Raw genomic sequence first — 13,145 nt, forward strand, 5'->3', positions numbered from 1 at the left:
GCGGCTCCGTCGGCGGACGCACCGGCATCGTGGCCGTCCACGTGGGCAAGCACCGCCCCGGGTCACGGCGTCGACATGCGCTGTCTGTATGACGGAGGGAGCATGTCATCAGCTGGGACGAGGAGCAGGTGTCCGCCCAGCCGCCTCTCGGTGCAGTCGCCAACGCGCGACCGCTGCTGGACTGGCAGCAGTCCAGGAACGGGTCTCCCTGCTCCCCGGCACCGGCTGGAAAGCCGGCGCGCGACGGAACAGCACCGCGATGACTCGACCGGCAGAAGAATTCGCCTGCATGGACTCTCTCGTCTCCGACCCGCGGACCGAACCGGTCTCTCCTCCGAATCGCTGGCCGGTTGAGGTCATTTCCTGGCTGGGAACGCTTCGTCAAGCGTGGGGACGACGAGGCTGCCGGAGGTCACCGCTTTCCGGAGGTGGCCGACGGGCACATACCGTCCCTGCTGAATCACCGGCGTGATCTTGTCGATCGTGCCGGTCCCACTGAGGTGGAAGACGGTCCACGGCTTCCGTGAGGCGTCCAGCGTCTCTCCATCGCGCATGATGCTCCGGGTCGCCGCAGTCGTACTGCGGGTTCCGGGAAGCGGCTGGTGGCGCGGTCTGGTCACGGAGCGGGCGCCCGTCGTCAGCGCGTCCCCGGCCCGTACGCCGAGGCAGTCCGCGCCCGGCTCCGCCAGCTCCCACCGGGGCGCATGGATACCGTTGGAAGTGAGGGCGGCGCCCTCGGTCGCATGCCGTTCCTCGGTGGTCCGGGCACGCAGGAAATCGCACCAGTCCCAGACGGTGGGCCCCTTGCTCATTACTCCTCGCACCCGCTCACCACACCGAGCGTCGCGTCCGTCCGGCCGTCGAGCACGCCGCGCGAATCCGCCCCCGGCACAGCCACCGCCTCGAACTCCCCAGGGCCAGGACTCTTTACGGGCGGTTGCTGCGGGACCGGTGTGCGAACGGCGATGCGGGGCTTGTCTCTCGTCGCCGCGACTCCCGGTACCCCGCCCGCGACGGACGCTGCTTCGGCCTCGACCCGCTGGCGTCTGTGGTCCCCGACCTGCTGGGCGTACCCATGGAGGCACATGATGAGCGAGGCGCAGACCAGGATGAGGGTGCTCGTCTCGGCGGCCTGTGTGAAGTAGGTGCGGGCGAAGTGCTCAATGTCCTGCACCGGGAGCCGGGCGAGGACGAAGTCCTGGATCAACTGGTCGAACCCGAAGGGGCCCCACAGGATGTAGCCCGCCGCGGCGAGCAGGGGCAGTTTCCGTACGGGCCAGACGTCCCGCGTGAGGACGCGCAGCGCGAGGAACGCGGCGACGGGCAGCGCGATGAGCGTCAGGGCGGTGAGGAGACCGAGGCCGGGCCAGCCGCCAAGAGCCGCCAGCCCCGTCTTCCCGGCGCCAGAGCGCTGCGCGTGCCGGGTGGCGGTGGACCGATATATGACCGTCATCAGGCGGTCCATTGCTTCTTCGGCGGTGTGCCGCTTCCTGACCGGCGCCTCCTCGGGGGCGTCGCCCTGCCGCTGCTCGGGCTCTGGGCGGACGAGGCCGAGGACGGTATCCCGGACGATACAGGCCAGTCGTTCCGGCGTCACCAGGTGCTCCCCGCGCTCGGTGCGGGCGCCGGAACGCTTGGGCGTGGTGCGGGGGTTGGGCCGGCCCGCGCGGGGGATGTTCCCGAGGCGCTGGTGGACAGCGGCAGGGATCGCGCCGACCGGCTGTACGTCTCCGAAGTCGAACCATTCGCCCTCAGCGCGGTGGCCGGCGAACGCCTGGTGCAGGAGGTTCTCCAGTTCGCGGCCCCCGGGCGTGTGCCACAGCACTTCGAGGCGGTCGGGGTTGCCGGTCTGCAGTTCCTTCAGCCGTTTCTCGGGGCTGGTGCTGGTGCCGATCTTGACGCGGGTCGATCCGGCAGCGCCGATCACGTAGACGTAGGAGCCGCCGCCCGGTGTGGAAGAGGTCACGGCCGCGACTGTACGGGGCCGCTGGCGTCCCCCACGGGTCTTCGCGGGTTGTGCCTTACGGCGGCTGCCGTAGTCGACGCCTGCCGGGCCTGGGGGCAGGTCCGGCGTGAAGCCCACGGACGCACACGGCCGTCGCCGTATGCGCCCGTGCCCAAGGGCCGCTCTGCATGCACGCAGCGCGACGGCTTGCCCTCGGGCAGCCTCTTCGCTGGTCGTCGGCGCGACTGGCGGCCAACGCCTCGCCTTGCGGGTCTGGACGACGGTTGCGACGCTACGGCTGTTTCGCCTCCAGGGGCTGGAGTTGACGGTGAAGTGCTCTGGGCTCCGGCCAGGAGCTATGTCGCTCTCTTAGCGTGGGCCGACATGGCGTAGATGCTCGTCTGCAGCACGAACACCGCCTCACGTACGGGCCCGCCCTATTTGGAACGTCTGTCGATGTGTTCGGACAGTTCCGTCTTCCAGGTAGCGGCGACGTAGCCGCCTGCCATGGCGAAGCGGTGCTGGGCGCGCTCCAGAATCGGCACCCCGCTCAGTTCCGTGCCGGTGACGGCCTGCTGGATCAGATGCCTGGCGCTTGTGACTGCATGCAGCGCCGCCTCGACGCGCGCTCCCCCCCGGCAGGGCGTCTTCCACTCCCGAGGGGAGTCCGACGATGTGGTGGTCGTGCTCCTCGACACAGCCGGACAGGACGGATTCGGCGAGTATGCGCTGGACTTCGAGGAGCATGTCGACTGCGCGTTTCCACTGGTCAGGAGTCGGGCGTAGCGTCTGGTGGGTGCTCAAGGTGTTTCTCCCTCATCAGGTTCTGCTCCCGCGGTCGCACCGGGCGTCTCCGCGTGACGCACTGAACGCCCCGCCGGCAAGGGCGACGAAGCGCCTTCGAATTCAGGTTCTGCCCCGTTCCAGCTTCTCGCTTTCCCTGGTTTCCATCGTTGCTCTTAGGGAAACGCTCCGTGCTCTCGGAGGGCGGGGGCGAATGAGGTTCGCTGCCTACCGGAGGTAGGGCCTCCGGCTGCGGGAGATCGGTCGCCGGAACGGCGGCCATCGAGGCGGGGCGGGGCATTGCTCAGTGATCCGCTCGTCTGCCGCGCCCCGACTCCGGCGCGCTGCGCGGGCAGGGCGCGGACGTCTTCCGCCGCTGCAGGCGACGGTCGCGTGGCGCGGCGGGAAGCAGCGTTCATGCGGCATCGTCCGGTGTCGGCACGGCGTGCAACCCGGGGCCCCTCGTCCTGGGAGGAAGGGTCGGCGGCGGGGGTGGTGCCTCAACACGCTCGTAGGGCTGCCAGAGGTCCGGAGCGTGGTGGCCACGGTCCCAGTTCGGGGCGCCGGTGAGGGCAACGATCCGGTGCCAGGGGATGTGCAGGGCGCGGTGCCGGCCGCCGGGGCTGAAGCCGAGGCCGGCGGCGGTGACGGATTCCAGGGTGCCGAACACGCTGGCCCACTGGCCGGCATCGCCGGCGCCGTCCGGGCCGCACAGCACGTCGATGCGCAGGGTGCTCCACGACCACAACGATATGAGCTTGTCCAGCGGCTCCAGTTCGTCCGTCTCTCCTGGGGCCCAGCAGCTGTGCCCGCTGATCAGGGAGTCCGCGAGCCGGTAGAGCCATCCCTCCTCCGCCGCCAGCCGCAGCCCGCTGGCGGTGCGGCGGGCGCGGCGCTGCTCGACGACTTGGGCCCGGCCGTCCTCACGTTCGCGGCGGATGCTGCGCCCTTCCAGTTCAGGGCTTCCATCGTTCCGTCGCGTGCAGCCTGGAGGAGTTCATCCTGTACTCCTGCCAGCGTTTTGCGGCAGCGGGCCCGGCACAGTCCGAGGAGCTGGGGCACTTCGCTGGGATCGGCCCATGATGCCCGCTTGAATCCCTGCTGGATCCGTGCGCTAGGCATGATCGGTCCCTTCGTCCGTGGGTGTAATCCGCGTGAGCGGCATCCCCGGACGCGCGCGGCGAGGCGTCCACGCTCGCACACGGGCCGCGTTCCTGGCGGGCGACGCGCCGCGGTAGGCAGTGCCCCGGGCGACCCGACCAAGCACACCACCGCGACGGCACCGTGCCCTGCGGAATGGCCAGAGGTGATCACCTCTGCCGGTTCGGCGAGTGCGGCCCCGGCCAGCTGCTTACAGGGTGGCTGACCATCCGCTGCGGGAGAGTGTGGTGTGACCGTCGGGCGTGATGGTGACCCGGGCCCCGCGTACGGGAAGATCGCCGTCTATGACCAGCCAGGTGCGGATGCGGTCCAGCGCGTCCCACAGGCGGCGTGGGCCGCCCTGGTGGACTTCGGGCAGTTCCCGGGCCCCGCTGGCTGTGGCGCGGGCCCAGGATCCGTCCATGTGGATCATGTAGGCGGTGCGTGCTCCGTCCTCGCCCTGATCCATCCGGTGTTCGATGCCGGGTACGAGGAGTTCGAGGGTGGAGCGTACGTCCCAGGTGCTGTTGACCCGCATCACGGGGTAGCGGCCGGTGGTGATGTTCTCGCCTTCGGCGTGCCGGGCGGTCTCCCACATTCCGGCTTTCTTGGGAGCGGGGGGGTAGTCCTCGCCGTGGCGGGTGCGCATGAATTCCGCGGTGTCGGGGACGACTTTGCCGAGGGCGCCGCCGTCCTTGGTCTTGTCCGCCGCTACGAGCAGTCCCGTACCGGTCAGCGTGGTCACCAGTCTGCCGCCGGGGGCGAGTGCCTTGAGCCAGGAGGGCGGGATGGTCTTGACCGAGACGGTGGAGATGATGCGGTCGTAGCTGCCGGGCAGGTCGCCCGTCAGATCGCAGACCTCGACCTGCGGGTGGTGGCCGATCGTGGCCAGCCGATCCTGCGCCGCGGTGACCAGATACGGGTCTACGTCCACGCTGGTGACCTGTCCTTCGCCGAGGCGGGCGCAGGCCAGCGCGGTTCCGTAGCCGCTGCCGCAGGTCACCAGGATGCGGGAGTCATCGGCGATCACGGCGTGCTGGTACAGCGTGACGACCAGGCTGGGCAGCGTGGAGGACGAGGTGGGCCAGGTTTCGTCGATGATGGTCCCGGGGCCGGCGTGGTCGGCGTGGTGCGGGCCGACGCGGGTGATCAGCGTGCGGGCGGGGTCGTAGGCGGTCTGCCGCCACGCGCGGGTGTCGTCGGCCCCGATGTGCAGTTTGTAGACCCATGCGCCGTCCCGCTCGGAGGGCACCCACCACCGGGGTACGAACAGATGGCGGGGCGTGGTGGCCAGGGGGCGATGCCAGCGGGATTCGGTCCGTACGGTCGCATTGGCTACCTGTGCGGCGGCGCTCGTCCAGTTCATCAGGTTCCTAGCGTCCGGTTGGGGTCGGCTCCGGACAGGCCCATGGGGCCGCAGGGCTTGTCCTTGCTGGGTGAGCACCCGTCGGAGGCAGCGGGTTCGCAGTCGCTGGGCTTGCACGCGGTGGGTGCAGGCAGGGGGACACGCGCGGTGGCCTTCGCCCACCGGCTGCTGGACAGCACCGATGCCAGGCTCGTGTGCTTGACGCTGCCTGCGGTGAGGAACCTGCCGATCTCGCACGGGGCGACCTGCCCGTCGGGGAGGATCGCGGCCTTGCCGTGACCGCACCGCCCGCACAGGGCCGATGTGGACGGTACCGCGGTACTTGAGGCGTTGCCGACGGCCCGCACGCCATCGACGTGGACCTCTTCGACGCCCAGGGCCTGCATCTCGGCGCGGGCCTGCTCGGCACGCTGCCCCTCGTGGATGTGGATGACACCGACCTTGACCGGGATGCCGCGCCGGACGGCCTCGATGATGTGATCGCGGGTCTTCGCGTGGCTGCCGGGGCGCCCGGTGATCGTGTCGTGCTCGGCGGCGTCGTCGCTGTAATACGAGCAGGCGAGGCCGAGGTGCGGGTGCGCGAAGAGCCGCCAGTGCTCCTCGCGCACCCGATAGAGGTTGGAATAGACGCGCACGCGCAGGCCGACCCGCAGCGCGTGCTCGGCGAGTTCGGTGAAGTCCGGATGCAGGGTGGGTTCCCCGCCGATCATTTGCACCGTCGTCGTTCCGAGGGCGGCTGCCTCGTCGATGACCCGGTGCCAGTCCTCCCCGGTCATGCTGCCGTGGCCGCGGGTCGGCCCGGCTTCGGCGTAGCAGTGCGAACACGAAAGCGGGCAGCGGGCCGTCAGTTCTAGCGACAGGAACCGCAGCGTGGTGGGGGCCTCCGGAGCGATCGTCATGACTCTAGGGTAGGCGTCGGCACGTGCAACCGGACTGGTTTCGGGCTGACTTGGAGAGCGGAGACGACCGTGAGGCCACGGCTGCCAGTGCGGCAGCCTGGTCGGGGGTGGTGAAGCCGGGGTACCGGCGGGCGCAGTCGGTAGCGAGGTCGCGGTCAAGGACGCGGATGCGTACTTGAAGCAGCAGGCGGGTGCCGCGTGGTGCTCAGCGCAGTTGCTGCTTCTTGACCATGCGGCGGCTGATGACCTGGTTGACCGTGGATTCGGCGGAGGTTCTGGAGGGCGGCTCGCCGCAGCTCTCCGACGCAGCAGGTGCGGTGGAGAGCAGAGGGAACGGCGGAAGCCTCCTGGCGGTAGCGGCCACCGGGCTTCAACGCGGGCGGGCACCATCAGGGATGGCCTCCGGGTGCGGCGCTCGTCGTCCTTCCACCCGGGCGGCCAGGACGGCAAAGCGCTCGGCGGCACCGCTGTTACCAGTCTTGCGACGGGTCGGGGCGGCCGGTCGGCGGCGGGAGCCTGCACGGCGGTGAGCAGGGCGTACGCACCTCCTCGGGCCGCGGGCCGTCCGTCCAGGCCAGATCTCAGCGCGCCCTGCTGTGGTGGACCAACTCCACGCCGGTCCCGGTGGTCCGGCTCAGGTGCCGCGCGCGCTGCCGCAGGCGGCTGACCCCGGTGGAGAGCACCAGGCGCGGGTCCTCGAAACCGCCGGTCTTGTACAGGGCGGCTATGTTCAGCTCGGAGCGTCGGGGGCGCCACGGTGGCAGGAGACGTCGGACACAGCCGCCTACGAGGAAGTCGGCACCGCAGTGGATGTGGTTCTCGTCACTCGGAAGTGTGGTCCGTGCTATGCACCGGGTGCGGCTCATTGTCTGCCTGCCCGTGTTCCCGACCGCGGCCGCCGTCGGGAGCTGGCGCGTAGTCGTGCCAGTGTGCCCGGTCTTCGGGGCACCGGCGGCAGAACCAGCTCTCCCCGAGATGCACATACCAGTCCCGGTGGACACCTCCGCTGTGGCCGCAGACAGCACAGGGGTAGTTGCAGATGTAGGGCGTACAACCGGTGTCGCCGAGACAGTTGCCACAGCGGCCACACCGGCCGGTGTACGTTTCGGGTACAGCTTCGCTGGTAACGAACATGGCGCTCTGTTCCATTCCGGTTCGGGGCCGAGAGCGTGGGCGGACGCAGAGTGGAGTTTGAGATTTCTTGTGAGTGCGTCAGGGTGTGCCCCCCTGCGCCCCCTGGGGATTTCAAGAAATGCCCCCACGCGGGAATCCGCCGAGGTTTTTGATTTTACCGCAAATACATAAGAAAATATCAGTTCAGAGTGTAATTTGCATATTGCTTGCCGGTAGGTTTCGCGGGTGAACTGGCTTGCTCGGTCGCCATCTTGGCGTAGTAGTTTTCGCCGGGAAGCGGCCGGAAGGACGGGCCGCCGCACTTCCGCGGGGTACTTCCGTCCCTGACACTGAGTTCTCGAACCCGAGCGGGGGGGCAGATGGCGCGGGCGACGGCTGGCGCGCGGGGCGCGGGCACGGTGGAGGCGCTGCGGGTGCAGCGGGTGCTGGGCGGCCGGTCGTTGACGGTGCCGTGTGCCGAGTATCACGTAGCGGTGAATGTCCTGGTGACTCTGGCCGGCACCCCCGGCGGCGCGCGGGCTGGGATCCTTCAGAGCGCGGCCACGGGTGACACGCTCCTGGGGTGCGACGTCGCGTCCGGGCGCATGGACGGCAGCGCGGTCGTGTCCCGGCGCTGGCCCTTGAGACTGGGCCGGACGGGGTGCGGGTCGGCGGGGTCACCCGGGTGGGCACGTCGGCCGCATCCATGGATCTGCTCGTCACCGGTGCTCGTGTCGGGCATGTAGGCGGCGCGGGCGGGGCGGCAGCGGTGGCGCTGGTCTCCGCGAAGAGCGACGGCCTAAGCTACGCCAGCGAGTAGGCCACGTTGAACGACGTCGAGCTGTCCGCGGAGTTTCTGGTGCGGGCCTCGTCCCTGCCCCCCTGGACGTGGTCTCAGTACCGTGGCCGGGCGAGGACGGCCACCACGGCGTTGTAGCAGGCTCCGCACACCGGCTCCACGCGCGGTTCGGCGGCCTCCCCCGTCATGATGGAGATCCAGGTGACTTCCACCTCCCGGTCCTGGGCAACGTCCGCGCACTCGCCGCCGCGAAAGGCGAAACCGCAGTGCGTCAGGCACACGCAGTTGCACGCCTCCTCCCGGATCGGGTCTGGCGTGAACCCCTCGATGGTGAGCCGAGGACGGAAGGGGCTGGGCGCCTCATCGATGGCCATACGCCCATAGTCCTCTTCACACCGTGCGACTGGGGGCGACTTCCGAACCCGGTCGAATCTGATCACGCCAGCTTCGTCCGTCTCAGGCAACCGCCTTCTTACAGGCGCCTTCCAGGTCGCTGAACATCTCGACCATTACCTTCGAGCTGTCCTTCTTGGGGGTGTCCCACAGGCGTGAGTCGGTCCGGTACCTGGAATAGACGTCCATCTCCGGCGTATCGGCGAACCCCTGTGTGAAGTCGTCGATGGTCTGCTGCCCCTCGATTGATCCCTTCGCGGCCTCGCGTAGCCCCTTGAGCGCCTTGGATACCCGGAGTGTGCATTGCGTGGCCTCGCTCGGCGACGCGGAGGACTTCGCGGGGCCGGCGCCCTGTTCCTTGTCCTGGGCGGCGGACGAGCAGCCGACGAGGCATATGAGGGCTACAGCGACCCCGACAGCGAAACGCACCCTGGACACCCCTTGTGAGAGCCCCGCATGGCGGGAAGTTGACGCGCGATCTGCCTGTGAGCAATGGCCATGATTCTCGCACGGAGTTACTAAATGTAAGACCTGCCCTGCGAACTCCGTAAGGAGCGACAGCGGCCGAGCGGACGGGAGAGGTGACGTGGCAGCGGGCGACGGCTCCTTCGAGGACATCTTTCGTGCGATGTTGCGGGACCCCAGGGCCGTACGGGCGCTGAACTGGGTGCTGGTGGACGGCCTCGGCGCGGCCCTCCACCAGGCGCAGATGTACGCCGCTGCGGGTGATGCGCGCATGCGGGCGCAGGCCGCCCGGCAGGCGATGCGCCCGCGATGAGCGTCGTGCTCCCGGCCCGGAACTTCTACGAGGAGGGGGTGCCGCTTACCGGCGTCGGGTGGGGGACCGGGTCGACCAGGGCCTTGTTGGTGGGCTCGGGCAGATCGATCGGCTCGTAGCGGTGCGAGTCGCGGTCGGAGCGCCAGTCGACGCGGCCGACTGCCGTGTCGGTATGGATGGCGACGGCGAACACGCGATCGCCGACGACGGCTCGACGCCCGTACGCCTCGTCCACCCGCACCTGAAGGCGGTGAGCGGTGAACCGAACCCCCGGAACCGTCTGATCTTATTTCATCGCGGGTTGAATCAGTAAGGTCAGCGGACGGGGATGTCGGGGTCTTCGGACAGGGACCGGCCGACATCAGCAAGGGAATTCGGAGGGAAGCCGTAGCGCAGTAGCAGAAAGCTTCTCTCAAAGTCCTCCAGCAACCCGCCTCCATCGAGGGGCCACAGTCGGGGGTCAGCAACGGGGATGCCGATATAGCTCCCGCCTGCAGTCTCTCTCCACGCTGGGTCTACTACCGTCCCATCAGGGCGTACGGCCCAGGCGTGTGGCACAGGGACGTTGATACCGTTGCCGACAAGGGCGAAACCCTCTGCATATACCATGCCCTCGCCCTGGTGATTCCGAGCGTAATTGGCGGCAGTGTTGTAGCAGCGCTTTCCAGAAAAGCAGGGAAGGCCTTCAGGTCGTGGCATTGAAGTGAATTGCCGCCCCAAGGTCAGCAGGAGATGAAACGGGCTCCTGAAGGTCCAATCCTTGGTTCCTTGGCAGACTTCCTCTTCGACCCTTGCGTGCTGACGCATGTAGTCGATGATTACCTGTGTAGTGCGTGGTTGCATGCAGAGATACTAACGGTTATGATATTTCGGAGGGGCCTCGTTTCGCCCGGTTCGGCGGGGCCCACGAGACTGCCGTTTGTTCTGGCTCTGGGACTTCCTTCAGGGTTCCGAAAGCTCTGCCTACTCTGATTGCTATTGATCGCTCGCCCCACCTGTCGGCGTAGCCGCGGCAGATCGCGCCCTTCTCAGTTCCGATCGTGCTGTGACAGACGATGCGTCCCTGATTTTGGATGGATTCTTGCGTCATTCTAGCGATTCGTCCGCTTTGGACACCGCTCGGCCGGCCATGATGAAAAGGGCTGTCGGGGCGGAAAATGCACGTCTTGCATTCTTCTTCGAGGACGCGCACTTCTCTGGTTTCCGCGTCGGCGACGTGGATCCAGGGCGCCGCCGATTCCTCGTCGGCGATGCCTGGCTCGCTGTGTGGCTGCATGCGGAGATGCTAGCGGTTTGGACCCCTTCGAGGGCACTCGAGTTGACCTAGGCCGGCGGGAGTTCGTCTCCTCAGCACTGGTGGGGGTTGAGGGCTTTCAACCGACTCGTGAATTCGGGATCAGGCTGTACGGGGATGTGCTGTCCGGTGCTGGTGTCGAGGTAGCCCCATGTTCCGCGTTGTCCGGGCCCGCACATCATGAGAGTCAGAGTGCGGCTCGGATCGTGGATGTCGGTGGCCTCGTGGTAGATGCGTCGTGGTACTTCGTTGACGTCGCCCTCCCGGTGCTCGACGCCTCGCTGAGCAAGCACGCTGGCCCCGTTTGGGGTGTAGCGGTCTTCGTTGTAGCCCCCGAGCAAGATGTGCGCGGTGAAAGGCCATGGGTGGGAATACGGTTGGCTCTGCTGGCCGCCGCGTCGGTCGGCGAGGAACCATAAGTTGATCTTGATGGTGCGCGCCATGGTGTTCAGCAACACCAGCTCGGCTTTGTAACCGTCGCCGCGTTCGTCGGGCACGAGGGTCCATCCTGCGGAGTCGGTGAACGTCGACCAGGCGAGAGGCTCGTGTTCGGGTACATGGGTGGCCAGCCCGTGGGCTGTGGCCTCAAACAGCTTATTGTCGACGACCAGGCCGGGAACGATCGTGGTGGTCTGCATGTCCCCACGATGCTCCTGGCCGTCGTGCGTGGTTGGGTGTTCCCGTGTTTCCACATCATTTGGGAACACGGAAACGGCTGCGACCAGGGCTGTTGGTCGTCGTGGCTTGCGACGCGGGACCACAGGAGAGGCGCCGGCAGTGCAGCAAGCTGACGACTGCGGATGGCGATCTGTTTATTTAATCCTGCCCCAGATACTCCAGCACTGCCACTGCGGCCTCGTGGTCCATAGAGTAGAGCCGCCGGCTTGCGATGTATTCGATGGGGCCTATGCGTCGATTCAGCACTCTTTTGGCGGAGCTGTTGATGCTGAGGGTCAGACCTCCAATTCCCTTCTTGTCTTGCGGATCGCTGCCGAGAGCCGTGATGATCGCGTCTTTGCTGACGGTATGGCCTTCGGCTGCTGACAGCAGCTTCACCATGAGCAATTGCTCGGGGGTCATTTCACTGATCCATCTGGCTACGGCTTGAGGCGTCCATGCTCCGAAGCCGTACGCGTTTTGGAGTTGAACAAGGACGTCGGCATATGCGTCTTTTGCCGGGTCGAACTCGATGGTTTTCCTCATGGCGGCATCCTAGCGGGGTTTGCGCGTTCAGGCACTCTCGGGTCTGACTGCGGTTGTCTGACTTTGTCAATCAGCCTTGCTATTCTGACCTCTATGATATCTTCGCTTCTTCTGGTTCCGAACTGAAAGGGAAACGCTATGGGCGATCAGCAGGCGGGCGGCGCTTCCGTGTGTCCTCGTTGTCACGGGGCACCGAAGGCTTTTGCAGGTGACAAGGGTGGGACCTCTCGCGCAACAGAGGGTTGTGACATTAATGTCTGCGGAGCCTGCTGTAGGGATGAGGCTGTCCGTCAAGCGGTGAATCTCCCTACGATTCGTATCGAAAATTGGCCGGTCCGTGGGCCCCTGATGATGTGGGACGATACCCCTAGGGGTTTTGCCTGAGTTCTCTTTTACTCAACCGCGAAGGCCCTGACCAATGCGATCAGGGCCTTCGTGGGCCCGGCCGAAGCCGGGAATCGCGACGCCACGATCGTCTGCGGCCCGCACCCCGATGCACCTTGTACAGGGGAAATCCAGGGTCCGGCTCGTTTCGAGGGACTGGGCGGGCAGTGGGCGTACGGTCCGTCAGCAGATCCGCTCGGAGGTGGTCGTAACCCGGACCAGGTAGCCGTCGCGCAGAGCCGTGGCCATGTCGGTCTCAGCGTACTTCTCGGGGGTGAACGCGCTGGGCGTCAAAGCCAGTTGCGCCTTTTCGAGTGCGTGGAGGACGTTCCGTGCGACGGGGCCGGGATCCTTGCCCTGCAACGGATCGGCGGTGATCTTGATCAGAGTGCTCCCCTCGTCCTGGTCCCAGCCGTCCGTCACCCAGGTATCCAGGCACGCTACGACGGTGCGTACGCGCTCCGTGAGGGATGCGGGAGGAATGCTGGTGTCGCTCATGGTTGGTTCCCTTCGGTTTGCGACGGTCTGCGGGTTCCGGTGCTGCATTACTGACCACGGGTCACCACAGGTGCTGATGGTGCTTTCACTCGGCGGCGGGAGGCGTTGACTGCAGGTCGCTGCGGGACCCTTGCCGCAGTTCGACTGCCTTGATCCGGCCCGCGGGGTATCCGCTGATGCGTTTGATGCCCCGCTCGGCGAGGACGGCGTGGGCACATGATCTGCTGATACCCCAGTCTCCACGTCCGCGGCGGCTGTGCCGCCGGGTCTGTGCACTCGGCTTCTGCGTCAACCTCGTCCACCTCCGCCCCGCCCCCCACGAGAAGCTCTTCGTGATGCTCGCCCGGGCGTGCGAATCCATGAGCGGTGGTCGTGGGTGCAGGTGGACGCGGCAGTCGCGCGTGAGCCGAGGCGCGCGCGGGCCGACGGTGCAGGTGCGGCGGATCGGATCCGCGTGACAGGACGAAAAGGCGGACCTGTTGATCCTGCCGGGTGAGATCGTGCGGTACGACGGCGGGCAGATGAGTATCGCTCCACGCCCAGTCACCGC

General features: G+C 67.2%; 15 protein-coding genes. 1 reads left to right on the plus strand and 14 read right to left on the minus strand.

Annotated elements, in window-relative coordinates:
- Positions 1-356: 356 nt before the first annotated feature.
- The 10 genes from ACFU99_RS14445 to ACFU99_RS14490 form a co-directional block, all read right to left on the minus strand.
- Entirely contained in the window at positions 357-812 is a 456-nt protein-coding gene (locus ACFU99_RS14445) for a hypothetical protein (RefSeq protein WP_384390806.1), read from the minus strand.
- Complete coding sequence (locus ACFU99_RS14450) at positions 812-1,966, minus strand: GIY-YIG nuclease family protein (RefSeq protein WP_384390809.1); 1,155 nt, start codon at positions 1,964-1,966, stop codon at positions 812-814. Before ACFU99_RS14450 ends, ACFU99_RS14445 begins: the two co-directional genes overlap by 1 nt.
- A 416-nt stretch (positions 1,967-2,382) precedes the next feature.
- A complete protein-coding gene (locus ACFU99_RS14455) occupies positions 2,383-2,643 on the minus strand; it encodes a hypothetical protein (protein ID WP_384390811.1) in 261 nt (86 codons plus the stop codon).
- 500 nt (positions 2,644-3,143) lie between these two features.
- A complete protein-coding gene (locus ACFU99_RS14460) occupies positions 3,144-3,476 on the minus strand; it encodes a hypothetical protein (protein WP_384390814.1) in 333 nt (110 codons plus the stop codon).
- A gap of 603 nt (positions 3,477-4,079) precedes the next feature.
- Positions 4,080-5,234 carry a methyltransferase domain-containing protein gene (locus ACFU99_RS14465; RefSeq protein ID WP_384390817.1) on the minus strand — a complete coding sequence of 385 codons (1,155 nt, stop codon included), beginning with the start codon at positions 5,232-5,234 and terminating at the stop codon, positions 4,080-4,082.
- Positions 5,234-6,133 (minus strand): radical SAM/SPASM domain-containing protein, encoded by a 900-nt coding sequence (locus ACFU99_RS14470; RefSeq protein WP_384390820.1) that lies wholly within the window; start codon positions 6,131-6,133, stop codon positions 5,234-5,236. Before ACFU99_RS14470 ends, ACFU99_RS14465 begins: the two co-directional genes overlap by 1 nt.
- Positions 6,134-6,338: 205 nt before the next feature.
- On the minus strand, positions 6,339-6,497 hold the full coding sequence (locus tag ACFU99_RS14475; protein ID WP_384390823.1) for a hypothetical protein: 159 nt from the start codon (positions 6,495-6,497) through the stop codon (positions 6,339-6,341).
- A 217-nt stretch (positions 6,498-6,714) separates the two neighbouring features.
- Entirely contained in the window at positions 6,715-6,999 is a 285-nt protein-coding gene (locus ACFU99_RS14480; RefSeq protein ID WP_384390825.1) for a hypothetical protein, read from the minus strand.
- Between the two features lie 1,141 nt (positions 7,000-8,140).
- Positions 8,141-8,419 (minus strand): hypothetical protein, encoded by a 279-nt coding sequence (locus ACFU99_RS14485; protein WP_384390829.1) that lies wholly within the window; start codon positions 8,417-8,419, stop codon positions 8,141-8,143.
- An 82-nt stretch (positions 8,420-8,501) separates the two neighbouring features.
- The gene (locus ACFU99_RS14490; protein WP_384390831.1) at positions 8,502-8,867 is read right to left on the minus strand and encodes a hypothetical protein; all 366 of its coding nucleotides are present in this window, start codon (positions 8,865-8,867) and stop codon (positions 8,502-8,504) included.
- Between the two features lie 157 nt (positions 8,868-9,024).
- Here ACFU99_RS14490 and ACFU99_RS14495 point away from each other — a divergent pair, with 157 nt between their 5' ends.
- Positions 9,025-9,216 carry a hypothetical protein gene (locus ACFU99_RS14495; protein WP_384390834.1) on the plus strand — a complete coding sequence of 64 codons (192 nt, stop codon included), beginning with the start codon at positions 9,025-9,027 and terminating at the stop codon, positions 9,214-9,216.
- 25 nt (positions 9,217-9,241) lie between these two features.
- Here ACFU99_RS14495 and ACFU99_RS14500 read toward each other — a convergent pair whose 3' ends face one another.
- From ACFU99_RS14500 to ACFU99_RS14515, 4 genes are all read right to left on the minus strand, one after another.
- The gene (locus tag ACFU99_RS14500; RefSeq protein WP_384390837.1) at positions 9,242-9,457 is read right to left on the minus strand and encodes a hypothetical protein; all 216 of its coding nucleotides are present in this window, start codon (positions 9,455-9,457) and stop codon (positions 9,242-9,244) included.
- A 1,106-nt stretch (positions 9,458-10,563) separates the two neighbouring features.
- Entirely contained in the window at positions 10,564-11,148 is a 585-nt protein-coding gene (locus tag ACFU99_RS14505) for a hypothetical protein (protein WP_384390840.1), read from the minus strand.
- 178 nt (positions 11,149-11,326) lie between these two features.
- Positions 11,327-11,713: a hypothetical protein gene (locus ACFU99_RS14510; RefSeq protein WP_384390843.1), complete on the minus strand. Its 387-nt coding sequence runs from the start codon at positions 11,711-11,713 to the stop codon at positions 11,327-11,329.
- Between the two features lie 567 nt (positions 11,714-12,280).
- The gene (locus ACFU99_RS14515; protein ID WP_384390846.1) at positions 12,281-12,595 is read right to left on the minus strand and encodes a hypothetical protein; all 315 of its coding nucleotides are present in this window, start codon (positions 12,593-12,595) and stop codon (positions 12,281-12,283) included.
- Between the last annotated feature and the right edge of the window lie 550 nt (positions 12,596-13,145).

Source organism: Streptomyces sp. NPDC057654 (assembly GCF_042800135.1).
In the GTDB taxonomy this organism is placed as follows: domain Bacteria; phylum Actinomycetota; class Actinomycetes; order Streptomycetales; family Streptomycetaceae; genus Streptomyces.

Bases quoted from the DNA above. Each gene is read 5' to 3' on its own strand.
- ACFU99_RS14445 (WP_384390806.1), bottom strand. From the start codon at position 812: ATGAGCAAGGGGCCCACCGTCTGGGACTGGTGCGATTTCCTGCGTGCC.
- ACFU99_RS14465 (WP_384390817.1), bottom strand. From the start codon at position 5,234: ATGAACTGGACGAGCGCCGCCGCACAGGTAGCCAATGCGACCGTACGG.
- ACFU99_RS14470 (WP_384390820.1), bottom strand. From the start codon at position 6,133: ATGACGATCGCTCCGGAGGCCCCCACCACGCTGCGGTTCCTGTCGCTA.
- ACFU99_RS14480 (WP_384390825.1), bottom strand. From the start codon at position 6,999: ATGAGCCGCACCCGGTGCATAGCACGGACCACACTTCCGAGTGACGAG.
- ACFU99_RS14485 (WP_384390829.1), bottom strand. From the start codon at position 8,419: ATGGCCATCGATGAGGCGCCCAGCCCCTTCCGTCCTCGGCTCACCATC.
- ACFU99_RS14505 (WP_384390840.1), bottom strand. From the start codon at position 11,148: ATGCAGACCACCACGATCGTTCCCGGCCTGGTCGTCGACAATAAGCTG.
- ACFU99_RS14510 (WP_384390843.1), bottom strand. From the start codon at position 11,713: ATGAGGAAAACCATCGAGTTCGACCCGGCAAAAGACGCATATGCCGAC.
- ACFU99_RS14515 (WP_384390846.1), bottom strand. From the start codon at position 12,595: ATGAGCGACACCAGCATTCCTCCCGCATCCCTCACGGAGCGCGTACGC.